The sequence below is a fragment of the Sphingosinicella terrae genome (genome assembly GCF_003347635.1).
In the GTDB taxonomy this organism is placed as follows: domain Bacteria; phylum Pseudomonadota; class Alphaproteobacteria; order Sphingomonadales; family Sphingomonadaceae; genus Allosphingosinicella; species Allosphingosinicella terrae.
In genome coordinates this window covers 1,054,867-1,081,332 of sequence record NZ_QDFY01000001.1, presented here as the reverse complement: position 1 = coordinate 1,081,332, position 26,466 = coordinate 1,054,867, and the positions used below count along the sequence as shown (strand labels likewise).

20 protein-coding genes are annotated in these 26,466 nt (G+C 64.3%); 16 read left to right on the top strand and 4 right to left on the bottom strand.

Annotation, left to right across the window (positions count from 1 at the left end):
- Positions 1 to 9 precede the first annotated feature (9 nt).
- From DDE10_RS05045 to DDE10_RS05005, 9 genes are all read left to right on the top strand, one after another.
- Positions 10 to 3,006, top strand: a complete 2,997-nt coding sequence (locus tag DDE10_RS05045) for a TonB-dependent receptor domain-containing protein (RefSeq protein ID WP_114951559.1) — start codon at positions 10 to 12, stop codon at positions 3,004 to 3,006.
- Positions 3,007 to 3,102: 96 nt separating this feature from the next.
- Positions 3,103 to 4,287: a mandelate racemase/muconate lactonizing enzyme family protein gene (locus DDE10_RS05040; protein WP_114951558.1), complete on the top strand. Its 1,185-nt coding sequence runs from the start codon at positions 3,103 to 3,105 to the stop codon at positions 4,285 to 4,287.
- Positions 4,284 to 5,312: a TauD/TfdA family dioxygenase gene (locus DDE10_RS05035; protein WP_162806306.1), complete on the top strand. Its 1,029-nt coding sequence runs from the start codon at positions 4,284 to 4,286 to the stop codon at positions 5,310 to 5,312. Before DDE10_RS05040 ends, DDE10_RS05035 begins: the two co-directional genes overlap by 4 nt.
- Before the next feature lie 255 nt (positions 5,313 to 5,567).
- A complete protein-coding gene (locus tag DDE10_RS05030) occupies positions 5,568 to 6,899 on the top strand; it encodes an ABC transporter substrate-binding protein (protein ID WP_162806304.1) in 1,332 nt (443 codons plus the stop codon).
- A gap of 23 nt (positions 6,900 to 6,922) precedes the next feature.
- Entirely contained in the window at positions 6,923 to 7,804 is an 882-nt protein-coding gene (locus DDE10_RS05025) for an ABC transporter permease (RefSeq protein ID WP_114951555.1), read from the top strand.
- 13 nt (positions 7,805 to 7,817) lie between these two features.
- Entirely contained in the window at positions 7,818 to 8,735 is a 918-nt protein-coding gene (locus tag DDE10_RS05020) for an ABC transporter permease (RefSeq protein WP_114951554.1), read from the top strand.
- Positions 8,736 to 8,761: 26 nt separating this feature from the next.
- Positions 8,762 to 9,727 carry an ABC transporter ATP-binding protein gene (locus tag DDE10_RS05015; RefSeq protein ID WP_162806302.1) on the top strand — a complete coding sequence of 322 codons (966 nt, stop codon included), beginning with the start codon at positions 8,762 to 8,764 and terminating at the stop codon, positions 9,725 to 9,727.
- On the top strand, positions 9,724 to 10,710 hold the full coding sequence (locus DDE10_RS05010) for an ABC transporter ATP-binding protein (RefSeq protein WP_114951751.1): 987 nt from the start codon (positions 9,724 to 9,726) through the stop codon (positions 10,708 to 10,710). Before DDE10_RS05015 ends, DDE10_RS05010 begins: the two co-directional genes overlap by 4 nt.
- Before the next feature lie 58 nt (positions 10,711 to 10,768).
- Positions 10,769 to 11,506 carry an HpcH/HpaI aldolase family protein gene (locus DDE10_RS05005; RefSeq protein WP_114951552.1) on the top strand — a complete coding sequence of 246 codons (738 nt, stop codon included), beginning with the start codon at positions 10,769 to 10,771 and terminating at the stop codon, positions 11,504 to 11,506.
- A 257-nt stretch (positions 11,507 to 11,763) separates the two neighbouring features.
- On the opposite strand, the gene DDE10_RS05000 is transcribed toward DDE10_RS05005, so the two are convergent.
- The 3 genes from DDE10_RS05000 to DDE10_RS04990 all read right to left on the bottom strand — a co-directional run bounded on the left by DDE10_RS05000 (position 11,764) and on the right by DDE10_RS04990 (position 16,242).
- Entirely contained in the window at positions 11,764 to 12,144 is a 381-nt protein-coding gene (locus DDE10_RS05000) for a VOC family protein (RefSeq protein ID WP_114951551.1), read from the bottom strand.
- Positions 12,141 to 13,175: an alpha/beta fold hydrolase gene (locus tag DDE10_RS04995; RefSeq protein ID WP_162806299.1), complete on the bottom strand. Its 1,035-nt coding sequence runs from the start codon at positions 13,173 to 13,175 to the stop codon at positions 12,141 to 12,143. Before DDE10_RS04995 ends, DDE10_RS05000 begins: the two co-directional genes overlap by 4 nt.
- Before the next feature lie 118 nt (positions 13,176 to 13,293).
- A complete protein-coding gene (locus DDE10_RS04990; RefSeq protein WP_162806296.1) occupies positions 13,294 to 16,242 on the bottom strand; it encodes a TonB-dependent receptor domain-containing protein in 2,949 nt (982 codons plus the stop codon).
- A 472-nt stretch (positions 16,243 to 16,714) separates the two neighbouring features.
- Here DDE10_RS04990 and DDE10_RS04985 point away from each other — a divergent pair, with 472 nt between their 5' ends.
- Genes DDE10_RS04985 through DDE10_RS04975 form a run of 3 tightly spaced genes read left to right on the top strand, consistent with a single transcriptional unit; the run spans position 16,715 to position 19,390 of the window.
- A complete protein-coding gene (locus DDE10_RS04985; protein WP_284734449.1) occupies positions 16,715 to 17,170 on the top strand; it encodes a type II 3-dehydroquinate dehydratase in 456 nt (151 codons plus the stop codon).
- Entirely contained in the window at positions 17,167 to 18,471 is a 1,305-nt protein-coding gene (locus DDE10_RS04980; protein WP_114951547.1) for an MFS transporter, read from the top strand. Before DDE10_RS04985 ends, DDE10_RS04980 begins: the two co-directional genes overlap by 4 nt.
- Positions 18,461 to 19,390 (top strand): shikimate dehydrogenase, encoded by a 930-nt coding sequence (locus tag DDE10_RS04975; protein WP_284734448.1) that lies wholly within the window; start codon positions 18,461 to 18,463, stop codon positions 19,388 to 19,390. Before DDE10_RS04980 ends, DDE10_RS04975 begins: the two co-directional genes overlap by 11 nt.
- 18 nt (positions 19,391 to 19,408) lie before the next feature.
- Here DDE10_RS04975 and DDE10_RS04970 read toward each other — a convergent pair whose 3' ends face one another.
- Positions 19,409 to 19,984 (bottom strand): TetR/AcrR family transcriptional regulator, encoded by a 576-nt coding sequence (locus DDE10_RS04970; RefSeq protein ID WP_284734447.1) that lies wholly within the window; start codon positions 19,982 to 19,984, stop codon positions 19,409 to 19,411.
- 287 nt (positions 19,985 to 20,271) lie between these two features.
- Here DDE10_RS04970 and DDE10_RS04965 point away from each other — a divergent pair, with 287 nt between their 5' ends.
- From DDE10_RS04965 to DDE10_RS04950, 4 genes are all read left to right on the top strand, one after another.
- Entirely contained in the window at positions 20,272 to 22,128 is a 1,857-nt protein-coding gene (locus DDE10_RS04965; protein ID WP_114951545.1) for a bifunctional sugar phosphate isomerase/epimerase/4-hydroxyphenylpyruvate dioxygenase family protein, read from the top strand.
- Between the two features lie 598 nt (positions 22,129 to 22,726).
- The gene (locus DDE10_RS04960) at positions 22,727 to 24,931 is read left to right on the top strand and encodes a TonB-dependent receptor (RefSeq protein WP_162806294.1); all 2,205 of its coding nucleotides are present in this window, start codon (positions 22,727 to 22,729) and stop codon (positions 24,929 to 24,931) included.
- A gap of 43 nt (positions 24,932 to 24,974) precedes the next feature.
- A complete protein-coding gene (locus tag DDE10_RS04955; protein ID WP_162806292.1) occupies positions 24,975 to 25,751 on the top strand; it encodes a VOC family protein in 777 nt (258 codons plus the stop codon).
- A gap of 10 nt (positions 25,752 to 25,761) precedes the next feature.
- Positions 25,762 to 26,466 carry a VOC family protein gene (locus DDE10_RS04950; protein WP_114951542.1) on the top strand — a complete coding sequence of 235 codons (705 nt, stop codon included), beginning with the start codon at positions 25,762 to 25,764 and terminating at the stop codon, positions 26,464 to 26,466.

The window sequence follows — 26,466 nt, the reverse complement described above, 5'->3', positions numbered from 1 at the left end:
AGAGGTTTCATGCTGAATGTGCACATCGGATGCTCGGCCAGGCGTCTGCGCTGCGCAGCCTGTCTTTCGTCCGTGGCGACGGCGCTGCTCTACTGCGGCACCGCCATCGCCCAGCCGTCGGCGCCGGCCGATGACGAGGATGTCGTGGAGTCTCCGGCGTTACAGCCGGCCGAAGCCTCTGGTCCCGCCGAATCATCCGACATCGTCGTGACCGCGACCCGGACGCGCTCCCCGTTCCAGGCGCCCAGCCCACTGCAGGTCATCGACGCAAGCGAGATCGAGGCCCGCGGAGCGACAAGCGTGGTGACGCTGCTGCAGGAGAATCCGGCGACCAGCGGCACGCGAGCCAACACTGCCGCGAACGGGGTGCGGACGCAGACACCCGGCCAGAATTTCATCGATCTTCGAGGTCTCGGTACGCCGCGGACGCTCACCTTGGTGAACGGCAGGCGCTTCGTGCCGACCGTGCCGGGCAACAGCGTCGGCAATCCGTACCAGGTCGATGTCAACTTGATACCTTCGCTGATGGTCGAGAGGATCGAGATCGTAACCGGGGGCGCGTCGGCGCAATGGGGATCGGACGCGATCGCTGGGGTGGCCAACATCATCCTGCGGCGTCGCTTCGACGGAATCCATTTTGAGGCACAAGCCGGCATTTCCCAGCGCGGCGACTATGACGAGCAACGTATCGGCATCCTCGCCGGATCGTCTTTCGCCGCCGGCCGCGGCCACGTCGTCTTTTCAGCCGATTACGTGCGCAACGGCGGCATGAGGGATGGATCGCGCGACTGGGCAGACGACAATTGCTACTTCTTCACCGACGCGACCTCGAACGTTGCGAACGGACGGCCCAGCCAGGTGCTCGCCTGCGATGCTCAACCTGGCAATTTCACGGGAGGCGGCCTGATCGTAAGCGCCACGGGCGGCACGGTGGATCAGCGGGCCGGCCTGGTCGGACTACAGTTCGACAGCGCCACAGCCGTTTCTCCGTTCGTGCGCGGTCTTTACAATCCCCTCAGCCAGACCGTGACCGCAACGACGACCACTCAGACCTTCTCCGGCATCCAGGCGGGCGGCCAGAACCCGGAACAGGATCGCAACAGTCTCTTTGTCGGTCTGGAGCGCCTCGTTCTCTACGGACATGCCGAATTCGAGGTGAGCGACGCCCTCACGCTCTTTGCTCAGGCATCCTATGGCGAATCCACCGGAACGCAGGACAGCAGGGCGCTCCGCGATCAGAGCGGCGTGTACAGTCCGACGACGGGCCGCGGTTCCCAGGTGCGCATCTATGCCGACAATCCGTTCATCCCGGACGCGCTGCGCCCGTTCATTCCCGCGCCCGCGGGGCCGCCGTCGACGACCGCGCCCGCCGGCCAGTCGTTCGTGATGTCACGCGGAAACTATGATTTTCCGCAATCGGGAACGCAGCTGACCGACCGCGCCTATACCGTGACCATTGGCGCCGAAGGCGGTTTGGGCGGCAGCTGGCAGTGGGACGCCTCGTTCATCCACGGCCGGAACGACTATATCCGCTTTCGCTACAACAGCCGCGACCGGGACCGCTATGCGCAGGCGGTCGACGCCGTTCGCGATGCGGACGGACAGATCGTCTGTCGTTCCACGTTGACCGATCCCGGCAATGGCTGTGTCCCCTTGAACCTGTTCGGGCAGGGAACGCCCTCGGCCGAGGCCCTGGACTATGTCCTGTTCACGCAGCGCGGACAGGTCACCTATGTCCAGGACGCGGCACAGATAAATCTGCAGGGCAATCCCTTCTCGACCTGGGCGGGCGAGGTCGCTTTGGCGGTCGGCGCGGAATGGCGTCAGGAATCCGCTGATTCGACCGTCGATGCCCGCTCGGAGAGCGGCGTACCCGACAGCCCGGTCGGGTCCATTTATCAGGGTGAGTTCACGGTCATCGAAGGTTATGCCGAAGCCACCGTGCCACTGTTGAGGGATATACCCTTCGCCCATTCCCTCTCGGTGAACGGCGCCGTCCGTCACGCCAATTATTCGGGCGACGCGAGCGCCACCGGCGGTGAAACGACCTGGAAGGTCGGCGCGACTTGGGAAGTCGTTCCAGGGCTGCGGCTTCGGGCCACGCGCTCGCTCGATATCCGCGCGCCCAGCCTCTACGAGCTCAAGGTGCCGGCGACGGCGACGAACCAAAACATCGTGTTCAACGGCGTCCAGTACAATGCGGTGCGCGTGAGCCAAGCCGGCAACATCAATTTGGTGCCTGAACGGGCGAACACCTTCACCGTCGGCGCCAGCTTCGCACCGCGATTCGTGCCCAGCCTCCAATTCTCCGTGGATTATTTCAGTATTGAGCTGAACGACGTCATCACCACCCTGGGGGCCATTCCGATTGCGCGCAATTGCGCGGCGGGCATCCAGGCGTTCTGCGATCTCTTGATCTTGGAGAACGGCGCCTTGCGCGGGGTGAACGATTCCTTCCTGAACCTTTCATCCTACGAGACGAGCGGACTGGACTTTGTCCTGTCCTACGCGCGTCCACTGTTCAACGGAGAGCTTCGACTGCGCGGCTCCGCCACCTACACCGACAGGTTCACCATAACCACGCCCGACACGCCTCCCGTCATCGAGGATTATGCTGGGATCAACGGCACGCTGTTCCAATTCGCGGTCCCCCACTGGAAGGGTTCGCTGACCGCCAGCTACGAGCAAGGTCCTTTCACTATCAACATCCAGGCCCGTTATGTGGGGCCCGGGCGCAACGACAATCTGCGCGAGTTCCCGACGGCGACAGAGCCGCCCGAGGTCAGTTCACAGGCCAATCGCGTCGGAGATTATGTCGTGTTCAATATCGGCTCGCGGATCAGGCTTGGCAGCAGCGACAGGGCCGAACTTTTCTGGAATATCGACAATGTGTTCGATCGGGACCCGCCCATCCTGCCCAACTTTTCGTCTGCGATGCAGACCAACGGCGCGCTCTACGACATGATCGGACGCTATTTCCGATTTGGCGCCAGGCTGCGTTTCTGAGCCGATGCAGTCCTTCGAATCCGGTTGGGAATGTGAGGACGCGGCCAGGGGATCCGCCCTGCGGCCGCGTCCCTGCCGCAAAGCCGGGACCAAGTGATGAAGATCAAATCGATCGAGTTCCTCAAGCTGGTTCGCCGCTTTCCGGAGCCGCGAACCCCGCCGCGTGGTCCGTTGCTCTCCGCCATGGGCAAGCCGGGCCGGGCGCGGAACAATCCGCAGCCGATCCATCGCTACCAGGCCAATCTCAATGGCCTGCACAGCCCCGGAGAGGCGTTTTTCACCCAGACGGCCTATGTCCGCGTTACCGCCGAGGACGGGAGCTGGGGGATCGGCAGCACGCATTGGGGCGAATATATCAAGCCGATCGTGGAGCGGCACATCGCGCCCTTGCTTGCAGGGCGCGACTGCATGGCGACCGAATTACTCAATGACCTGATGTGGCGCTCGTTCCAGCGCATGGGACATGCGGGTCTGACGGCCATGGCACAAGCTGCGGTCGACATCGCGCTCTGGGATCTCAAGGGCAAGCTGCTCGGGGTTCCGGTCTATTCGCTGCTTGGCGGACCGGCCCGCGACGAACTCGACGTCTACGTGACGACCGGCAATGTCGATTGGGCCATGGAGCTCGGCTTCAGGCGCTTCAAGATTCACAACTTCATCCAGCCGGGTGATGGGCTCGAGGGCATAAACCGCCTTGAGGAGTATGTCGCCGAGACGAGGGAGAAGATCGGCCCCGACGCGGAGCTGATGCTCAACGCGGTGATGAGCTACGACGTGGAATTTGCGATTCGGGTCGCAGAGCGGCTGCTTCCTTATCGGCTGTCATGGTTCGAGGAACCGCTGATGCCTTGGGACGATGACGGCCACGTCCGGATCAAGGCGGCCGTGCCGGGCCTCCCGCTAGCCACCGGTGAGACCCATCGAGGACGCCATGCCTTCCGATCGCTTATCGAGCGGCGCGGTGTCGACATCGTCCAGCCGGACATCAGTTGGACCGGCGGCATGACAGAAACCGCCAAGATCTATGGGCTGGCGGAGGCGGCTGGGCTTGCCATGGTCCTCCACGTCGGCGCCGGACGGCCCGAAGGGCAGCACTTCTCCCTCGCCATGCCCGGCATCCCCCAGGCAGAGTTCAATTTGCGCACCCCGGCCGGCATTCCCCTCGAGGAGCTCTCGCGGGTGCCGGGCATGGCGCTGCCGGTGAACGGCAAGATCCGCGTGTCGGACGCGCCGGGCCTCGGGCTCGAATATCGGGCCGACGATTTCGCGCCATTCGATTGAGCAAGGATCGCTTCAGCTCAAGGAGACGCCAGATGACGGATGTACCACGCAAACTGATCCAGGACCCAAGCGCATGGAGCGCTCTTCCCAAGGCGGAGTTCGTCCATGAATTCGGGTCGGCGGAGATCGAGGCGCTCGCGACGCTGGTCTCCAAAACCGGTCATCGCGGGGTCCGGGAGGTCACGCGCGCGGAGTTCGCCGCGCCGGAGGTCACGATGCTCGTCAGCCGGATCATGACCGAGCTACGGACCGGAAAGGGCGCCATCATCCTCGCCGGCCTGTCCCCGGACCGCTTCGACCCGGAGGCGTTCGAACGGATCTACTGGGGCCTTGGCGTCAATCTCGGCGCGCCGGTGATCCAGAACCATCTCGGTGACCGCATATCCTATGTCCAGGACGAGCCGGACAAGGACAACCCCTACGACACCAAGACCAAGGGACGAGGCTACCGGAACTCAGAAGCCGCCGGCTACCATACCGACACCAACGAGATCGTCGGGCTCATGTGCGTCGAGCGCGCCGAGCGAGGTGGTGAGAGCATTCTCGCCAGCGGTGCGGCGATCTACAACGACTTCGTTCGAACTCGCCCGGACCTCCTCGAGGCGCTCGAGGAGGGCTATTATCATGCAATCGGTGAACAGGAGGTCTTGACGGTAGAGAAGGCGCCGGTCTTCGCCTTTCCCGACGGTCTTTCGATCTACGTTCATTGGCGCTCGATGTTGCTGGCCGCGAAAAAGCGGGGTGAGGCGCTCCCCGATAAGCTGCGCGAAGCCATGGACTTCTTCAACGAAAGCGCGAGTCGCAACGAGACAGAGTTCCTGCTGGAGCCCGGCGAGATCCTGCTTTGGAACAATCGCAACCACATCCATGGCCGGCGCAAGTTCGAAAACTCGGCCATGCGACAGCGCCTGCTATTGCGCCTCTGGGTGGAGCCGGACCGGCCGCTGCGCATCCCGGCAAACTCGGCTGAGCATCTGAAGACGCGCCTTCGCGAGGAAGCTTATGCCAACTCGCAGGCAGCCTGACAGCGTGTCGACGTCGAAGTGACCAGCCGGTGAGAAAGTCGTAGAATGGCACGCTGGACGCGGCGGCAGGTCATGGCCGGTACCGGGGCGGCGACAGCCGTCGCCGGTGTCGGAGCATTGCTCTCGCCGCGGAGCAGGGGCGGCGAGGGTCGCTTCACCGCGGTCACCAATCAGTCGCCGCCGATGCTGGATCTCAGCAAGTCGGGCGGCTCGCTCAACCTGCTCAAGCCGGTCACCGACAACATTTTCGAGACGTTGCTCGACAACGGGCCAGATGGAAGCGTGGGACCCGGCCTGTGCGAAGCGACGATCTCCGACGATCAGCGGGTGGTCGAATATCGCGTGCGGCCAGGTATCCGGTTCCACAACGGCATGCCTGTCACCGCCGAGGACATCGCCTTCAGCCACGAACGATGCATGGACGGGCAGCCCACCTATCGCAGCCGCTGCTACGACCTCGAGCGCCTGGAAGTGGTGGACGAGCGGACGATCCGCTTCCATTTCCGCACATCCGGCGGCACCTACTTGCGGACGCGCGGGACCTACGTATTTTCGCGGTCCTATCTGCGCGACGTCGGCGAGGAGCGTTTCGCGACGCATCCCGTCGGGACGGGCCCCTATCAGTTCGTTCGCTTCGTTGAGAGCGAGTTTGCCGATCTCGATGCCTTCCCCGCCTACTGGCGCGAGCGGCCTCAGATCCACAAGGCTCGGATCATTTTCGCGCCTGAGGACATGACCCGGGTGGCGATGCTGCAATCGGGCGAGGCGGATATCGTGATGGCGGTGCCATTTCCGATGGTCCCGGAACTGCAGCGCCAGGGCTTCGCGCGGGCGGACGCGAACGTGCATCCGACCTTCGCGCTCCGATTCCACATGCTCAATCCGGAGGCACCCTGGTATGATCGCCGTGTCCGGCTGGCCATGGCCCATGCGATCGATCAGGAGGCGATGGTCAACGGGGTCTTCGGAGGGATTCCGAGGACGCTACCCGGCCTTTTCCCGGACGAAGTCGGATACGATCCGGAGCTCCGCCGCCGCGCCTATGACCCGGCCCTCGCGCGTCGGCTTCTGGCGGAGGCCGGCTATCCCAACGGCTTTCGTATGCCGCTCATTTATTTCGTCGGTAACTATCAGGGCGGTCGCGAGACCGCGGAGGTGGTGACGCTGTTCCTGCGACGCATCGGCATCGACGTTGAGCCGGAGGGCGTGGATTCGGCCGGGACGCCTGCTTTCAATCGAGAACATGCGCGAAATCCACATAGCATGATGGTGAATATCGCAACGGCGGTGTTCGCCAACTATTCGGATTCAGTCGAGTCGATGCGCTTCAGCTACGGTTCGCGCCCCCCCAATAGCTGGTATCGCAGCCCAGTCTTCGACCGCCTCGTCGATCGCGCGATACGCGCGCCCACAGAGGCGGAACGCGCGGAAGCGGTGCGCGCGTGCGTCCGCCAGATCCACGAGGACGTCGCCATCATTCCGCTCTGGAACAACGTGGTTGTCTACATGATGCGCGAGGGCGTGCACTTCAGGCCAACGAATCGCGACGTGCCGCTGCTGCGGCTGCGCGATGTGACGCGCGCTTGAACGGAAGAGAACCCCCCGGTCCCATGTCATCGACCTACCCGACGCCACCATCCCCCGAGGCGATCCGCGTATCCGGATCGAGGCCGCGCCTGCCATGGTTCGCCCTCGCCCTGCTGGCGCCCGTGCTCGTCTTCGGGATTTTCGGTCCCCTGCTGTTTCTGCACGATCCAACCGCTATCAACCTGATGACGCCGCAGAAGCCTCCCGTCTGGCTGGCTGGCGGCGAGTGGGCTTACCCGCTCGGTACCGACCAGCTCGGTCGAGACCTGCTAAGCCGGCTCATGGAAGGCGCGCGCGTGTCGCTGACCATCGCGGCCGTGGGCGTGCTGCTCGCCGCGATGATCGGGATCACCGCCGGTATGGCGGCGGGCTATTTCGGCGGGTTCGTGGATACCATCATCAGCCAGATAGTGGACATCAAGATGTCGATCCCGGCGACCTTGCTGATCATCCTGCTCGGTGCGGTGATCGGCGGCGGGCTCGTTACGATCGTGGTGTCCGTGATCTTCCTGTTCTGGGCCGACTATGCGCGCATCATCCGGGCGGAGGCGCTGTCGCTGAGGGAAAGAGGCTACGTCCTTCTGGCGAAGGTCGCGAATGCGGGCCATGGGCGGATACTCCGGCGTCATATCCTGCCCAACCTCTTCGGGACATGCATTGTCCTCGTCACGCTCCAGGTCGGCCGCGCCATCCTCATCGAAGCCGGAATCAGCTTCATCGGGCTGGGCGTCCAGCCGCCGGCGACCGCGTGGGGCATGATGGTGTTCGAGGGCCGTTCCTATCTCAGCACGGCCTGGTGGTTGCCGACCTTCTCCGGTCTCGCCATCACGATCACCGTGCTCGGCACGAGCCTGTTCGGCGACTGGCTCCGGGACCGGCTCGATACGCGTGCGAGCGCGTTGTGAGCGGAGCGCGCTGATGCTGTCCTATTTCCTACGGCGCCTGGGACGGGCCGCGATAACGATCGTCGCGGTGTCGCTGATCGTCTTTGTCGCCGTGCGTGCAACGGGCGACCCGACCTTCAGCCTGGTAGCCGAGGACGCCACGGAGGCCGAGATCGCCGAGGTGCGCGCCGAACTCGGCCTCGATCGCCCATATTTCGTCCAATATGCGATCTATGTGGGAGATGTCATCTCCGGCGATTTCGGCACCTCGCTGCGCTATAAGCAACCGGCGTTCGACCTGGTCGTGCAACGCCTCCCCGCCACGCTGCAGCTTGCCCTCGCGGCCTTCATCCTGTCCACGGTATTCGGCATCCTCCTCGGCATATTGGCTGCTTTGAGGCAAGGGAGATGGCCGGACATGGCGATTCGCGCCTTCGCCGCGCTGGGCCTTTCCGCGCCGAGCTTTTGGGTCGGCATCCTTGCGATCCTGCTGTTCGGAGTCATGCTCCAGTGGCTGCCGACCAGCGGGCGCGCCCACCCTTTGTCGTTGCTGCTGCCCGCCATGACCCTGGCGCTGCATTCGATGGCATCTATCGTGCGGCTGACGCGATCCGCGATGCTCGAGACGTCCAGCGCGGAATATATCAAGTTCCTGCGCAGCAAGGGCCTGCCGGAACGGTTGATCATCTGGAAGCACGCCCTGCGCAACGCGCTGGTTCCGATCGTCGCGATCCTCGGCCTGCAGCTCAGCAACCTCGTGGGCGGTGCCGTGATCATTGAAGTGGTGTTCAACTGGCCGGGCGTCGGCCGCCTGATGATCGAGGCGCTGGTGAACCACGACTTTCCCGTTATCCAAGCCGGGGTGTTGCTCATCACGCTGAGTACCGTGCTCGTCAATCTCGCCATCGACATGTCATACGGTGTGATCGATCCTAGGATAAAATATCAATGAGGCCGGTGACGTTTGACGAGACCGCGGTGGCGCTGGAGGCGATCAATCTGAGCGTCACGCTGCGCCGGTCGCGCGATGGTGCGGACATCCCGGCCGTCAACGGCGTCAGCTTCACGCTGTACCGAGGGCGCACCCTGGGCATCGTCGGCGAATCGGGTTGCGGCAAATCGACAACCGCGATGTCTTTGCTTCGTCTTCTGCCCAGGACCGCCCGGATCGCCGGCCAGATACGGTTTCGCGGCGAGGATCTTCTTGCGGCGAGCGAGGAGCGGCTTCGCGCAATTCGCGGCCGGTACATCTCGATGATTTTCCAGGATCCGATGGTCGCTCTCGATCCGCTGTTCACGATCGGAGATCAGCTCGCGGAGCCGTTGCGGATCCATTGCGGGTTGGAGGGCGACGCTTTGCGCGCGCGCCAGGTCGAGCTGCTGGCGGCTGTCGGCATCTCGACCCCGGAGACGCGCCTTACACAATATCCGCACCAGATGAGCGGCGGGATGCTGCAGCGTATCGTCGGCGCGATCGCCATGTCTTGCAATCCGGACGTCCTGATTGCCGACGAGCCAACCACCGCGCTCGATCCAAGGGCCCAGGCCTCTTATCTCGATCTGCTGAAGATGTTCGGCGAGACCTACGGCCTGGCGCTGGTGATGGTGACTCACGACATGGGCGTGGTCGCCCGCGTCTGCGACGACGTTCTGGTCATGTATGCGGGCCAGGCGGTCGAGAAGGGGCCGGTTCGGCAGATCTTCAACGCACCGAAGCATCCCTACACCAGGGCCCTGCTCACTTCGATCCCGAATGGCGAAGTTGAGCGCGAATGGCTCCCCACCATCGCCGGTCAGCCGCCGGATCTTTCGCGTCTGCCGCCGGGCTGCAGCTTCGCGCCACGCTGCAGTGCAGCGCAGGAACGTTGCTCGCGGGAGGCGCAGATCGAACGGGTGGTGGGAGATCGGCATCGGGCGCGTTGCTGGCGCGCGGTGGCGCCATGACGCTTCCGGTTCTCGAGGTCAGCGGCCTCGCCAAACATTATCCCGTCGGATCGCCGTGGTTCCACAGGGGAGAGCGCTCGGTCGTGCGCGCCGTGGACGGCATCAGCTTTTCGATCGCCGAAGGAGAGACGTTCGGGCTCATCGGTGAATCCGGATGCGGCAAGACGACGACCGTGAAGATGCTTCTAGGACTTGAGCCCTCCACCGCGGGACGGATCCTTTTTCAAGGCGAGGAGGTCCAGAATGCCGACGCCGCGACGCTTCGACAATATCGCGCTCAGATCCAGACGGTTTTTCAGGATCCCTATAGTTCGCTCAGCCCCCGGATGCGTGTCGAGGAGATCATCGCCGAGCCGCTGATCACCGATGGACGGCTAAGTGCTGCCGACCGACGGGATCGCGTGGCCGAGCTCCTGGAAGTTGTCGGGCTGCCGAAGGAGGCGGCGACGCGGTTCCCGCACGAATTTTCGGGCGGGCAACGGCAACGCATCGCCATCGCGCGCAGCCTTTCGCAACGGCCGCGCCTGCTCATCCTGGACGAGCCGGTTTCTGCGCTCGACGTGTCGATCCGCGCCCAGGTGCTCAACCTCCTCCGGGATCTCCAGCAGCGCCTCGGCCTGAGCTACCTGCTCATTTCGCACGATTTCGACGTAGTGGCACACATGTGCCGGCGCATCGCCGTGATGTATCTCGGGCGCATCGTGGAGACGGGGCCAACCAAGATCGTCCGCGACCGGCCGAGCCATCCGTACAGCAAGGCGCTCTTCTCGGCAGTGCTCGCGCCTGATCCGGACGCGGTGCACCGGCATATCCGCCTTCCTGGGGTTCCGCCGTCGCCGATTGATCCGCCCTCCGGCTGCCGCTTTCGAACCCGCTGCCCGCTCGCCCAGCCGCTCTGCGCCGAGGTCGAGCCGCAATTGTTGGCTGGCGCAGGAGGAGCGCTCGCGGCGTGTCATTTCACGGAGCGGATTGACTCCATGTGATCCGCATCCCCGGCGCGCAAAGGCGCGCTCGCTCGATCCCGTTGGAGGCTCTTCATTCATGTCCTACCGATTGCCGACCGCCGGAGTACATACGGGCACGTTCATAAAGACGCCGGCACCGCAGATCGTCGAAATCCTGGCTCTCGCCGGTTTCGACTTCGCGGTTCTCGACGAGGAGCACGCGCCGCTGGAACGGGGGGACATCGATCTCGCGATGATCGCCGGTCGTGCCGCCGGATTGCCCCTTTTCGTTCGCGTCCGGGATAAGCAGCCCTCGACCATTGCCAGCAGTCTCGACTCCGGCGCCGCCGGGCTGCTCGTGCCGCACGTCAACACGGCGGTTGAGGCTGTCTCAGTCCTTTCTGCTGCCCGCTTCAACGGCGGGACGCGTGGCTATTCAGGTTCTCCGCGCTCGTCGTGCTACGGGACGCTCCCTGCGAACGAAGCCGTTGCCGCCGGAGACGCGAGGCCGGTCATCGTCCAAATCGAGAGTGCGGCCGCCCTCGCGAATGTCAGCGAGATTGCGGCGACGGCTATCGATGGATTGTTTATTGGGCGTGCCGATCTTGCGCTGTCGCTTGGCGGTCTCGGCCAGGATGACCTACTTTTGAGTCAAGCCATCGAAGACATTCTGGAGGCGGGAAGGCTTCACAGCAAGCCGGTCGGCGCTTTCGTATCCTCGCTCGAGGAGTATCGCTTCTTCAGGTCGCAGGGGATATCGTGGTTCGTCTTTTCGTCCGACCAAGGGCTATTGAGAGCGAAGGCCGCCGAGATTACCGCCAGCTTATCCGTGTGATGATGCGATGGGAGGCGGGAGGACGTGGACTGAAGAGCCTACTGCCGCCGAAGCGCGGGCTGATGACCAATCCGGCGCATGTGCGATGCTGAGCGCGCGCACGAGGATTACCGGACGGCGAGGGCTTCAGAGCAGGGCGTTTACTTCGTAACGGTCCAAGTCGCAGGCGCGCGCACAAAGCCGGCTGCCGGCGGGCGGTGGACTGTCGGCCTCACGGGCATGATCCTGGCTCATCTCCCTGTGATGACCGCCGGGTGTCACTCGGGAAAGTTGAGCTCCAGCCGGATGCCGTTGGGATCATGCAGAAAGATCTGCCGCATGCGGCCGTCCCCGCCCGAGAGCCGATGAGGAATGTCTGCCCTGTTGAGGGTCTCCAGCATCGCAGCGAAGCCGGAGCATTGGAAGGCGACATGATTGAGGCGGCTCAGTCCCTCCAGCGGGGGTTCGGCTTCCCCCGGCGCCGGCATGTTGATGTGGACCAGCGGCCGACCCTTCTCGTCGTAGAGCCACGCGTTGCGCAGCGGGTCCATGTGCGGCGGCGGTGCGGCCTTGAGCCCCAGTACCTGCTCGTAAAAGGTGATGGTCTCCGCGAGTGCTGACGTGCGGATGTTGATATGGTCTATCCCGATGATGGTCATCGCGTCGAGGGCTGCAGCAAGGCGTCGATGAAAGCGATCGTCTCCCCCAGGGCCCGTCGCGTCGACTCGGCCGTCATCGCCGCGCTGTCCCCGATGAAGCTGTGGTCGACATTGGGGATGAGGAGGAGCCGCTCGGGTATCCCCGCGAGTCTCAGGGCTTCCGCCATCCGCACCGACTGCTGGTACCGGACCAGCCGATCCTGCATGCCGTGGATCAGCAGCATCGGCGGATCCGTGGGATCGACATGGTGGATCGGGCTCGCCGCCGACATGACCGACGGTTCGCACGGCGACGCCCCACAGTCCAGGTAGACGGCTTCGGGCGTAGGCGGGCTCGGACGAGCGGCCGCTTGCGGCCGCAACGTCGTGAAGTCGAAGATTCCGTACCAGCTCACCACCCCGCGGACGCAATCCGACTCGGCTGCGAGCTCGGGGGGCAATCCGGGCGGGGTGAGCGCGGCGACGCCGCAACTGGTGGCAGCGAGCGCGGCCAATTGGGCGCCGGCCGATCCACCCCATAAAGCCACGCGGTCTCGATCGATGCGGTATCGCCGTGCGTTCCTGCGGAGCCATCGCAACGCGGTCTTCACGTCATGGAGCGCGGCCGGGAAGGGCGCCTCGCCACTTAGCCGGTAATTGACGGAGGCGACGACGTAGCCCTTCGCCGCGACAGCGGAGAGAAAGCCGGGAAAGTCGGCCACTGCGCCCGCATGTCGGGCATGTCCGCCCATCCAGGCGCCCCCGTGCAGGTAGAGTATCAAGGGCCGGCCCGAGGGCGCGCTGCGACTGGAGGCGGGAGGCAGATAGAGGTCGAGGGTCAACGGCCGGAATCCCGGGACGACCGAATATGTGAGGTCCGGCAAGCCGGTCACGCCCCGGCCGAACTCGACCGTCACTCTGGGATACCGGTCATCGAGTATTGGCGCATCGGCGATCACGACCTCAGCTGCGATATTCTGCGACGCGGCCGGCATCGCGGTGGCGGCGGTCAGCGCGACCGCTGCAGCGAGACAAGAGACTCGCCTCGACACGGCACACGCTCGGGAATCGCGGAGAAGGGACTGGCGGCGAGGGTCGTTCCCGTGGGGCCTCGCCGCCAGTCCAGGAGCTTGGGCTGCGTTAGCGAAGCGCAAGCCCGGGGAGGTCTGCCTAGAAACGGATCGTGGCTCCCGCATAGAAGGACCTGCCGATGATGTCATAGGTGCCGGGCTGGGTCTGCCCGAGCGTCCCTCCTACCACAGGCGGGTCGGCGTCGAAGAGGTTGGTGACGCCAAGGTTGAATCCGAACTGCTCGTTGACTTCCCACGCCGCGTTGAGATCGAAGATGTCATAGGAGGGGACTCCCGGGGCGGGATTGGCGGGCCGGGTGACCGACGTCACATCCCGCATCGACGGGAGGTGGCGCCAGCGCAGCCCGATCGTCCCGGGCCCGATGCCATAAGAGATATTGGCGAAGATCTTCGACTTGGGAAGCGGCAGCCCCACGGGCGGAGTGGTCGCGGCCTGGGTCCCGTCGATCGTCCCTGCATATTCGACGAAGGCGGCGCCCGGGAGGATCTGCACGCGATAGCTGTCGAGAAAGTTCACGACCGCGTTGAGGTGAAGCCGGCCGGGCACGCCGATGGTCTCCTCCAGGTTGAGACGCCAGTCGGCCTGGATGTCGACGCCGCGCGTGCGCAGGCCTCCAAGGTTCAGATAGGGCGTCGACACGACCGAGATGCCGCCTGTCGCGTCGCGGCTGATCAACTGGCAGAATGCATTGTCCGGGTCGTAACTTGGATTGGTTCCATCGAGGTTGTAGCATTTGTTGAGGGTTGTCACGGCCGAGACCTGTGAGATGACGTCGCGGATCCTGATGTCGTAGAAGTCCGCCGACAGCGACAGCCCGGAAAGCCATGGATTGCCCGTAGGCGCGGAGAGCACCAGCCCGGCGGTGATGGTGTCGGCGGTCTCCGGCTCGAGAGCCGTGCTGCCGCTGGTGGCAGACGCAATGGCGACCGTCGTATATTGGAACAGGTCGATGATCGGTGCCGGCACGCCGGTGGCCAGGCACAGGGTTCTCACCTGTCCGGCATTGGCGCCTGTCCGAGCCGCCGACCGGACGTCGCAAGGATCGCCGCCGCTCGGCGGCGAGCCGAACTGGACCTGCCCGGTCTGGCTGGTGCTGAACAGTTCGCCGATATTGGGCGCACGCGTCGCGCGCTCGTAGCCGCCACGGATGAGCAGTGCGCGGATCGGGCGCCATAATCCCTCTGCGCGATACGTGTTCACCGTTCCGGTGATGTTGTAGTCGGAAATTCGGTAGCCGAGATTGACCTCCAGCGTGTGCGCAAAGGGCATGTCGCGAAGGATAGGGAGCAGCAGCTCGACGCCGAGTTCCTTAACGTTGATCCGGCCCTGGGTCGGGACGGACGCGAGAGTGCCGATCAGGTCGCCATTCTCGCGGATCGGGTCGGGATCATATTCGTACCGGTTGCGCCGGTAGGTGCCCGTGACGGCGAAGCGGACGTCGCCTCCGGGCAAGGCGAACAACCCGCCGGTCAGGTTGGCCTCGAGGACGTCCTGACTCGTCTCGGTGAAATCGTGCGTCTCGGTCTCGACATAGTCGCGGCACGCCGGCGAGACGCTCGTCGACGCGGCAAGACCGAATGGATTGTAGCCGCCGGCGCAAAGCGACGCCCCGCCGTCGGGAGCATTGAGCAGAGGCTGGAGGCGCGACAGCAGCAGCGCCGCGTCCTGCGTCTCGACCAGATCCATCGAGTCATGGAGGCCGTAAATGTCCCAGGTCCAGTCGGACACTCCGAGCTCGCCGCGAATACCGAAGACATATTGGGTGACGTTCACGTCGGAGATGAACTTGCGATCCTCGAAGCCAACGAAGCGCTGGTTCAGCGTGAAGGGGGCCGTCGGGTCGGGTCGCGAGGCGAGGATTGTCCTCAGATCCGCCGGGATGAACGGATTGGTGACCGGAATGGTGATCGGGGCGACGAACAGGGTCGGCGTCCAGCCGACCTGACCGGTGACCTGATAATCGGTGTGGAGCGCCTGCACGTAGGCGGTGATGCTGTCGGTGAGGTCATATTCGGCTGACCCGTACAGGTTCAGCCGATGCAGGGGCTGGACGATATATTCCTGCATCGTCACCGGCTGCCGCACGATGCCGCCGAAGGTGGAGAACAGCCCCGTCGTCGGACCCCGATAGTTGCTCGCGCCGATCTGCGAAAACAGCGTGCCGTTGTCGTTGAAGCCGAGGCTGCGCGAATTGGGCACCGCGCCGGGCGCGATGCCATATTGCGCGAAGACCGCATTCACGACGGATTGGTCGGGGAGATTGGTCGCCGAGGGAACGTAGGTCCCCTGGGCGATGAACGAGGAGAGGACGCCGAGCGCGAAGAATTCCTCGCGGTCGCTGCCCCACAGGACCTCGCGATCGTTGTAGCTGAGCGAAAGGACGGCCCGCGCGCGGTCGTCGCGTGTGCCGGTGCCGACGAGGACGCCGAAGCTTCGGGTGCCCGCATCCCCGTGGAAGCTCGAGCCGATCCGCGCGTCCAGCTCGACGCCCTCGAATGCCCGGCGCGTCCGGAAATTGACGACGCCCGAAATCGCATCCGAGCCGTAGACCGCCGACGCGCCGCCGGTGATCGTCTCGACGTTCTCGATGATGTTCGGCGGGATGATGTTGACGTCGACGACGGCGAAGGCGTTGGACAGCGGCAACCTGCGTCCGTTCAGCAGGACGAGGTTCCTGGTCTCGCCCAGGCCGCGCAAGTTCAACGTTGCGCGTCCGCCGCCGGCGACGGCGCCGATGGCGCTCTGGTTCTGGCCTTGCACGAATTGGGGAAGCTGGTTGAGAACGGACTCGACGCCGACCGACGGGGTACTCTCGAGCGTTTCCTGCCCCAGTGTGACGAGGGGGCTCGTCGAGACATAATCCTGTCGCGCGATGCGGGACCCGGTGACGAACAGCTGTTCTCCTGCTTCCTCCTCGATCTGTGGCGCCGGGTCGGGCGCCGCGGCGGGGTCCTCCTGGGCATAGGCGGCGCTGCTCAGCAGCGACGCCACCAGGGAAAAGGTTGAAAGCCGATCGAAACGCCGCATCGCCGAACTCCCCCATTGTCCATTGCCCTTGGTAACGGTCCGCATGGGGACTTGCGCAAGCGACGGCCCTGCGCCGGTCTGTTCGGCACTTTCGGAGCCTCCTCTCCTGCGCGACTGTCCCGCCGCGTCTCGTCGATTCGTGTCTGTCATATACGAACCGTTTTGTACATAGCGATGTTTCGATGGGAGTGCACTTGTCCCGGCGCCCATGCCTCGGCCGGGTAGCCGAGGCCATCGCTTCCGTCCTGTGTCCAGAGAAGGAATGAGAGAGAAAGTTCACCTCCCGTTCTCGCTTGCAGCGCGAAAGCGGCCTCTACCCAATGAACGACGGCACCGGCTCTCGGTGCTGCGCCGGGGGCCATTAATGTGAACCCGACGGTACAAAGTGGCTGGTGCGCCGGCGCAGATTCATCTAAGGATCGGCCAAGAAGAAGCCGGAGCCTGGGGCCTTCGGAAAATGGGGGAGGGTGAGTTGGACGCGCCTGGAATCGTCTTTGTTCTCAATGGACCGAACCTCGACCTTCTCGGCCTGCGCGAGCCCGGCATCTACGGCCATGCGACGTTGAGCGATGTCGAGGCCCTATGCCGCAGCGAGGCCGAGGCCTTCGGCCTGCGTCTTCGGTTCCACCAGACCAATGCCGAACATGAAATGATCGCCTGGCTGCACGAGGCCCGCACCGGCGCCGCCGGGATCGTCATCAATCCCGCAGGCTTCAGCTACGCGGCCTATCCCGTCCTCGATGCGCTCAGGATGTGCGACTGTCCCAGCATCGAGGTTCATATCAGCAACATCCATCGCCGTGAGGCGGACTGGCGCTCACGATCGATCATGACGCAGGTCGTCACCGGCAATGTCGCCGGCCTCGGCGTGCAGGGATACGCCCTCGCCGTGAGGTACATCGCGCTGCTGGCGCAGGGCATTCAATGAGGAGTGCTCCGCTGGACGCCACCGGGGCGACGCCGCGCACGAGGGCGCGCCTGTGGGTGCTTGCGCTCATCACGGGCGCGACCATGCTCAACTATCTCGATCGCGCCGTGCTCGGCGTGGCGGCGCCGGCCCTGACCGACGAGCTCGACATCTCTCCGGCTGTGATGGGCCTGATCTTCTCCGCCTTCTCCTGGACCTATGCCTTGGCGCAGGTTCCCGGCGGGATTGTCCTCGATCGCTTCGGAACACGGCTCGTCTATTCGGCCTCGCTGGTTCTGTGGTCCTTCATGACACTCCTGCAGGGACTCGCCCACAATGTCGGCTCCCTGCTCGCTTATCGCCTTGGTCTCGGATTGGCCGAGGCACCCTGCTACCCCAGCAACAGCCGCATCCTCGCCAGCTGGTTTCCGCAGGCGGAGCGGGCTCGCGCCACCAGCGTCTATGCGGTTGGCCAATATTTCGGGCTCGCCTTTCTCAGCCCGGCGCTCTTCTGGGTCGTCGCATCGTTCGGATGGCGCTGGATGTTCGTCATCGTCGGATCTCTCGGCATCCTGTACGGCCTGTTCTTCTACGCCGCGTATCGTGATCCTTCGCAGAGCCGGCGTGTCGCCGCCGCCGAACTCGAGCACATCCGCGCCGGCGGGGGGCTGGACCAGGGCGAGACGGTGGTCTTTTCCTGGACCGCCGTCCGCGAACTAATGTCGAAGCGGCAGATCCTCGGCGCCTCCATCGGTCAGTTCGCCGGTAACTCGACCCTGGTCTTCTTCATCACCTGGTTTCCGACCTACCTGGCCACCGAGCGCGGGCTGGATTGGATAAGATCGGGGTTCTTCGCGGTCCTGCCCTACATCGCCGCCTCGGTCGGCGTGCTGGTCGGCGGCTTTCTCTCCGACTGGCTGATCCGCCGCACTGGCTCCGCAAATCTGGGACGAAAGCTGCCGATCGTCAGCGGCCTCCTGCTCGCTTCCACGATCGTCGCGGCGAATTATGTGGACAGCAACACCCTCGTGATCGCGGTGATGTCGGTCGCCTTCTTCGGCCAGGGCATGGTCAATCTGGGTTGGACGCTGATCACCGACGTCGCGCCTAAGACCCACATCGGCCTCACCGGAGGGATCTTCAATTTCTGCGCGAATGTGGCCGGCATCCTGACCCCGGTCGTAGTGGGCTTCGTGGTCGCGAGCACCGGCAGCTTCCACTGGGCGCTTGCCTATATCGGCGCACTCGCCCTCGTTGGAGCCGTGGCCTACATCTTCATCGTGGGGGATGTGAGAAGGCTGGAGCTGGCCAGTGCCCGCTAGCCGTGCCCAGCCAGAGGGCGAGCCGGACGGCCACTGGGCCGCGACCAAGGTCGACGAGCAGATCGCGCGCGCGCGTTCGACCGGAATTCTGGCCGGGCTGTTCGGCAACGACATTTCCGGCTCGCGCTCGCCCTTTCTGCATCAGCGCGAGGCTGACGCCCAGGGCCTGCGGCTCGTGTACCGCCTTTACGATTTTGCGGCCCTGGGCCTTGGACCTGCCGACCTCGGGCCGATGCTGAGATCCGCCGCGGACATGGGCTTTGCGGGGCTCAACATCACCTATCCGTTCAAACAGTCCGTCGTCGCGCTCCTCGATGAATTGACCGACAATGCCGCGCGCGTAGGCGCGGTGAATACGGTGATCTTCGCCGGCGGACGCATGATCGGCGAGAATACCGACAGCCTGGGATTCGCCGAAAGTCTGGGACGTGGGCTTCCAGGCGTGACTTTGTCCCGCGTCGTGCAGATCGGCGCCGGAGGCGCCGGCGCGGCGACGGCAGACGCATTGCTGGCGGCGGGGACGCAGGAGCTCGTACTGGTCGAAGTCGATCCCGAGCGCGCCAGGGCGCTCGCCGACAATCTGCGGCTTTCCTATCCCGGCCGAGCGATCAGAATCGGCGAAGACGCAGCTTTCGAGATCGGTCTGGCCGACGGCCTGGTCAACGCGACGCCGATCGGCATGGAGGGACATCCCGGCGCTCCGGTTCCGGCCGAGGCGATTCATGCGGGTCTTTGGGTGGCGGACATCGTCTATTTCCCGCTCGCAACGGCGCTCCTCCGCACGGCGCGGGCAATCGGTTGCCGCACCCTGGACGGCAGCGGGATGGTGGTCTTCCAGGCCGCTGCAGCGTTCGACGCCTTCACGGGTTGCGAGGCCGACCGGGACCGGATGCTCCGATCCTTTGCCGAATTCGGATAGGCTGACGTCCACCGAAGATCATTGCGGTGCGACGTAGCGCATCACGATATCACCGATCATCTTGCGGTGGCGTCGCCGCACGGCCGGATCGCTGAAGTCGGTCCCGAAGATGGTGCCGAATGTATAGCGGTTGGAGACGCGGAAGAGGCTGAGCGCGCTGATCACCATGTGCAGGTCGGTCGGGTTGATGTCCTTGCGGAACACGCCCGCCTCGGCACCTCGCCGCAGGATGTCGCTCAGGATCTCGGTCGCGCTGGCGTTGTTGGTCTGGATGCTCGACGAGCCTTGGACGTGTCGGCCGTAATTGATGTTCTCGATCGCGACCAGCCGGAACAGATGCGGGCGGGAATCGTCATATTCGACAGTGCTCTCGACCAGCTTGCGAAGCGCCCTTTCCGGCGGCAGCCTCTCCAGGCCGAGGTCTGCCTCCCGGGTGCGGATCTCGCGATAGACGTTCTCGAGGACGGCCTTGTAGAGCCCTTCCTTGCTCTCGAAATAATAGTAGATCATCCGCTTGGACGTGCGGGTCTTCTCCGCAATCTCGTCGACCCTGGCGCCATCGAGGCCGTTCTCCGCGAACTCGCGCGTCGCCACTTCGATGATGTTCGCCCGGGTCGCGTCGGGATCCCGCCGCGTCGCCCTCTGGGAAGCGTTCGCGCCGGCGTCCTTCGGGGATCGGCGCCTGGTTCCGGCCTTCGTTGACACCATGCCTCGCGTAATGAAGTCGGCCGGCTGGCGCCGCCCTCTCCCTCACTTTGCCGGTTGGAGGGCGCACGGACAAGGCCGCTCGGCGGGTGACGAAGCAGTTTGCGGATGATCGGCGCATTGACTGAGAACGTACTGGTTCGTACACGTCAGAACTTTCACGGGGAACCAGCTCCTTGCTCGCGTCGATTGCCACCGTGTCGCTGAGCGGGCCGCTCGATCGGAAGCTCGAGGCGATTGCCGCCGCTGGGTTCGACGGTGTCGAGATCTTCGAGAACGACCTCGTCGTGCATCCCGCTCGACCTGCGGAGATCAGGAAGATGATCGACGCTCTCGGCCTCGTCTGCACGGCGTTCCAGCCATTCCGTGATCTGGAGGGGATGCCCGAGGCGACGAGGCAGCATGTATTCGACCGCCTCGAGCGCAAGTTCGACCTGATGGAGGAGCTCGGCGCCGACTTCCTCCTCGTCTGCTCGAACGTCTCGCCACATTCACTGGGCGATGCCGATCGGATCGCTGCCGACCTGCACGAAGCGGGTGAACGGGCGGCGCGGCGGGGGTTCAGGATAGGCTATGAAGCACTGGCCTGGGGACGGCATGTCAACGATCATCGGGATGCCTGGGCGATGGTCAGGCTCGCTGATCACAAGGCGGTGGGGCTGGTGCTCGACAGCTTCCACAGCCTGGCGCGTCGGATCCCCAGCGCCTCTATCGCCACCATCGATCCCGCCAAGATCTTCCTTGTGCAGGTGGCCGACGCGCCGCTCCTGCGGATGGACGAACTCGCTTGGAGCCGGCATTTCCGCAACATGCCGGGGCAGGGCGATCTCCCGGTGATCGACTATGTCGCGGCGCTGGAGGCGATCGGATATCAGGGGCCGCTCAGCCTTGAGATCTTCAACGATCGTTTCCGCGCCGGCTCGGCGCGGGAGATCGCGCTCGACGGCCGCCGCTCGCTCCTGGTTCTGGGAGATCGGGTGGGCCGACGCCGAGGAGCTCCCTCCCTGCCAGACCGGGTGCGCGTCGAGGGTGTCGAGTTCATCGAGTTCGCGGCCAATGTCGAGGAGGCCGAGCAGCTCGGCGGGCTCTTCGCCGCCCTCGGCTTCGCCTGCGTCGGTCGGCACCAGGTGAAGGCCGTGAGCGTCTGGCAACAGGGCGAAATGCGCCTGGTCATCAATGCGGAGCCGGTCGGCTTCGCCCACAGCTACGACCTGGTCCATGGGGCGTCCGTCTGCGCGATCGGCCTTCGGGTCGCCGATGCCGGCGCGGCACTCGAACGGGCGCGAGCGCTCGCGATCCCGGTATTCGAGGCGAATGCGGCCGAAATCCGGCATTCGTTCCCCGCGGTGCGTGGAGTCGGCGGTTCCCTGATCTACATGGTAGACGCGTCGCTTGCCGAATCTGTCTGGGACGCCGAGTTCGAGCCGCTGCCCGCGGAGCCGACGCAGGTGGGCCTCAATCGCGTCGATCATGTCGCTCAAGTGATGTTCTACGACGAGATGCTCACTTGGGTACTATTCTATGCGAGCCTGTTTGAGGTGGACAGGACGATGCCCAGCGAATTCACCGACCCTTCGGGGCTGGTCGAGAGCCAGGCACTGGAATCCGCCGATGGGAAAGTGCGGCTGGTCCTCAATACCTCTGCCGCGCCGCAGACGCTCGCTCGTCGCTTCCTCGACCATCATTACGGATCGGGCGTCCAGTCGGTGGCACTTGGGACGGAAGACATCTTCGAGGCAGCGTCGGCCATCCGGGAGGCAGGGCTTCCGGTGCTCGCCATCCCATCCAACTATTATGACGATCTCGCTGCAAGACTCGCGCTGGACGAGGCGTTTGTCGAGCGGCTGCGGGCGCTCGACCTGCTCTATGACCGCGACGCCTCCGGCGACTATTTTCAGCTCTACACCCGCGCGTTCGAGAAGAGGTTCTTCTTTGAGCTCGTCCAGAGACGCGATTATTCCGGCTACGGCGCCGTCAATCAGCCGGTCCGTCTTGCCGCCCAGGCACGCTTCGTCGACCAGTTCGTGGACTGATTCGGGCCGGATCGAGGGCAGCGACGGCCCACCCCGCCTCAGGTGCTGGAGGCAGCGCCGAGCACCGATCGTCTCCTCACCCATCGTTCACGATATTCGACAACACCGCGCGGCTCGCAGCTTCTCTCGGTCAAGGTGATCATCGAGCTTCGCCCGCACGTCATGTGCCTGTTGATTCAATTCCAGCCGCATTCGGCTGATCAGCTCTGCGCCCCTGCATTCATGCATTGCATCGGCCGAGTTCGACACCGGCCGGGGTGAAGCACCCAGGCACCCTGAAGGTCACAGAAACACCAGGACTGATGGCTGTGGGCCGGTTACGCGTCTGAATTCAGTCATTTGCATCAATGGGATCTCCATCCTTGCGCCCGTGAATTCTTCGGGCGACGGTGAACCCCGCGAGGGTTCAATTGTGCAACTGAATGAGAGGAACGGCGCCTGTGCCCATTCCCTGATCTCTGCCTAGAGCCGCTGGCGGCATTTGTAGCATTGCATTGACCCTAGTAACTTGTATAACCGAACCGACAACCAAAAAAGGGGAGAGGGGATGCGGGTTCGGCTGTACAGCGGGGTGCCACTGTCCGTCTTGATGTTGGCAATGCCGACGGCAGGTTGGGCGCAGGCGGTCGAGACCGACACCAGCGCGGACGGGGCGATTCCTGATATCGTCGTTACGGCTCAGCGGCGTGAGCAAGGCCTAGCCGACGTGCCGATCTCGATCAGCGTCGTGAGTGGGCAGGAGCTCGAGCGGATCGGCATTAGCCGGGTCGAGGACCTTTATTCGATCGTGCCATCCTTCTCCTTTTCTCCTGCCCAGTCCTCCTCCGGGGCAGGCCTGCGCATCCGCGGAGTCGGCAGCGCCGCCTTCGGCTCGGCGACTGAGCCGAGCGTGTCCACCATCGTCGATGGCATCGTGGCGGGGCCGGGTGGGTCCAGCCTCGTCGACTTCTTCGACGTCGAGCGCGTTGAAGTGCTCCGCGGTCCGCAGGGCACGCTCTTCGGCAAGAACGCTTCCGCCGGCGCGGTCAACATCGTCAGCCGCGCTCCGACCGACCATTTCTCAGCTTTTACGAATGCGCGCTACGGCGAGCAGCTCGACGAACTCCGCCTCGAGGGCGCGTTGAGCGGCCCCATCGGGACCGGCGTCAATGCGCGTGTCGCCGGCTATATTCTGACCCAGGGCGAGGGTCAGGTCTACAATCCGGTGCGGGGCACCGACGAAAACAAGCGCGACCGCTGGGCCCTTCGCCTGCGCGGGGATTTTGAACATGGCGGTACCCTGCTGCAGTTCATTGCCCAATATGAACGGCAGGACAATGAATGTTGCCGCACCAGCTTCTACGGACTTGAGCCGATCGCATTTGGCGCGCTGACGCGACTCTATCTGCTGCCGCGGCAGGCCGCGAACGGCGTCGTCCCAGGGCCCGACAATCGACTGTCGATCGCCGACGGCCCACTGCGCGAAACCACCGACACGCTTCAGCTGACCGGCATCGTGAACCATGAGCTGCGCAGCGGCATCACCTTCCGCTCGATAACCGGCTACCGCAGCTGGCAAGAGCTGGACACAATCGACGTCGACGGCGTCGACGTAAACATCGGCAACGATGCCCGCCAGCAGCGCGACCTCAGCCTCTTCACCCAGGAATTCCAGCTGCTCTCGCCGGACAGCAGTGCCCTCAGCTGGGTGCTCGGCGCCTATTACTACCACCACACCTTGAACACCAACACGATCACCGCTGGCGGCGCCGGCACGATCCTGGGCCAGACCTCGACCCAGGGCCGCGGGACCACGAAGACGAACAACTATGCGCTGTTCGCGGACGGCACCTACGATTTTTCCGACCAGTGGCAGGCCTTTGCCGGCCTGCGCCTGCTCTACGAGGATCTCGCGGTCAGCAGCTTTCGCAGCGGCAACTATTTCGCCTTCACGCCCGGGACCTTCCAAGGGTCGATCTCGACGGACGACACCGACTGGGTCGGCCGGGCCGGCATCCGCTTCACCCCGTCACCGCGGCAGAGCGTCTATCTGTCGGCATCACGCGGCTACAAGGGCAAGGCGATCGACACCAACACCGGCAACGTCTTCTTCCTGTTCCCGGAAAGGGCGGTGCTCGATCCCGAGACCGTCCTCTCGTTCGAGCTCGGAGCGCGTACCAGCTGGTTCCGTAATCGCCTGACCTTCAATGCGACCTTGTTCTACAGCGATTTCAGCAATTATCAGGCCTCTTCCTTCGACAACGTCACCTCCTCGCAGATCCTGCGCAATGCCGGTAAGTTGCGAAGCCAGGGCATAGAGGTGGACCTTGCGGCACGGCCTTGGCGCGGCGCCACGATCACCGGCGGCGCGGCCTTCATCGATGCTGTGTTTGACGAATATGTCGGCGCCCCCTGCACCGTCGTGCAGAACGCCACGGGGACCTGCCCGGTCGGCGGCCAAGACCTGTCCGGTGAGCGGCTCAACAACAATCCGCGTTGGCAGTTCACCCTTCGCGGCCAACAGGATTTCGAAATTGCGAGCGGCACGACAGCCTATTTGCGCGCAGAGTATAACTGGCGCGACGACGTCATCTACGGTGGCGATCTCAATGCCTCGACGCGGCAGCCGGCTTTCGGAATTGCCAATTTCCGTGCGGGTCTGACCTTCGCCGACGGGGCTTATGAGATTGTCGGCTTCGTCGAGAATGCATTCGACGAAAGCTACGCGCTGCGTATCTATGACTCGCCGGGCTTCACCGGCTCCTACTCGGCCTTTTTCGGCCCGGCGCGCACCTGGGGCGCCGAGCTGAGAGCCCGATTCTGACATCCACGCGGAGGAGTTCATGTCGACAAGTCGGGCTTTTGCCATGAACCGTCGGACGGTTCTCGGCGGCCTCGCCGCCGGCCTTGTGGTACGGCCTGCGCTTGCCACCACCGGCGAGCGTCCTACACGCATTCGCCACTATGTCCTTGCGACACGCGAGATGAACTTCGTGTGCGACCAGATATACGAGGTGCTGGGTCTCGCTCCGCTGCAGCGCGAGGGGCCGAGCCCGACCGAGACGTATGGCTTCTACAGCACGATGATGAAGATCGGCACGACGATGCTCGAGGTCGTCGAGCCGATGCGACCCGATCATCATCTCAATCAGTGGCTCGACGAGCGTGGCGGCGATGGCGGCTACATGGTGGTGATGCAGACCTTCAATTCGGAAGCGCTGAAGGCCCGCGCTGCGGCCGAGGGGCTGACTCTAACGCGCGACTTGATCTTTCGCGGCCAGCATATGCTGCAGTTCGATTACCGGCATTTCGGCACGCATTTCGAGTTCTATCAATATTCCCCGCCGGAAGACTGGTGGGGAGACCCCAATGGACGCCCTTACCCTCTGGCGCGTGTCGCCACCGAGATCGTCGGCGCCGAGGTCGCGGTCGAGGATCCACAGGCGATCGCGGCCCAGGCCGCCCGGCTGTTCGGCGCGGGCGATAGAGACGGCACGCGACTGAACTTTGAGGATCGCGCCCTCAATTTCGTCCCCTCTCGGGGAAATTGGCGCGGCTTGGTCGCGCTCGATCTTCGCGCCCGCGACCAGACCAGGGGAGGCGACTGGGCACGTATAGGCGGCATCACCTTCCGCTTCGTCTGAGGAGAGAGCGATGACCGACCCACGCCCACACGTCGTCCGGCACTTCGTACTCGCCACCCCCGAAATCGATCGCGTATCCGAAGAGGTGCAGCGATTCCTCGGCGTACCACAGGGCTTTCGGCACGACATGTCGGCCGTGCTGGGCTTCCGCAACGAGATGATGATGATCGGCAGCACCATGTTCGAGCTGGTGCAGCCGACCACGCCCGATCATCGCCTGAACCGTTGGTTCCGAGAACATGGCGGCGAAGGTGGCTACATGATCGTATTCCAGACGTTCGACGCCGACGCCTTTCGCGCCCGCGCGGCCGCCGAACGGCTCCGGCTGACTAGGGACATGTTGTTCCGTGGCCAGGACATGATCCAGTTCGACCCGCGGCGCTTCGGCACGCATCTCGAGACCTATCGATACTCGCTGCCCAACGGCTGGTGGGGGGACCCAGTGGGCCGCAATTATGCGCGAAGCGAGGTGGCTGAGGAGATCGTCGGCGCGAAGGTCGCCGTCGAGGCGCCGCCGTCCGAGATCGCGGCACAGGTCGGCAGGCTCTTCCAGTCCCGGGTCGAGGGAACCGACGTACTCTTCCCGGGCAAGCGCATATGTTTCGTTCCGGCATCCGGGCGTGCGGGTCTGGTCGGACTCGACTTCAGCGCCATCGATCGCACCGCCGCGGGAGGTTCCAGGCGGATATGCAACATGGATTTCCGGCTCGTCTGA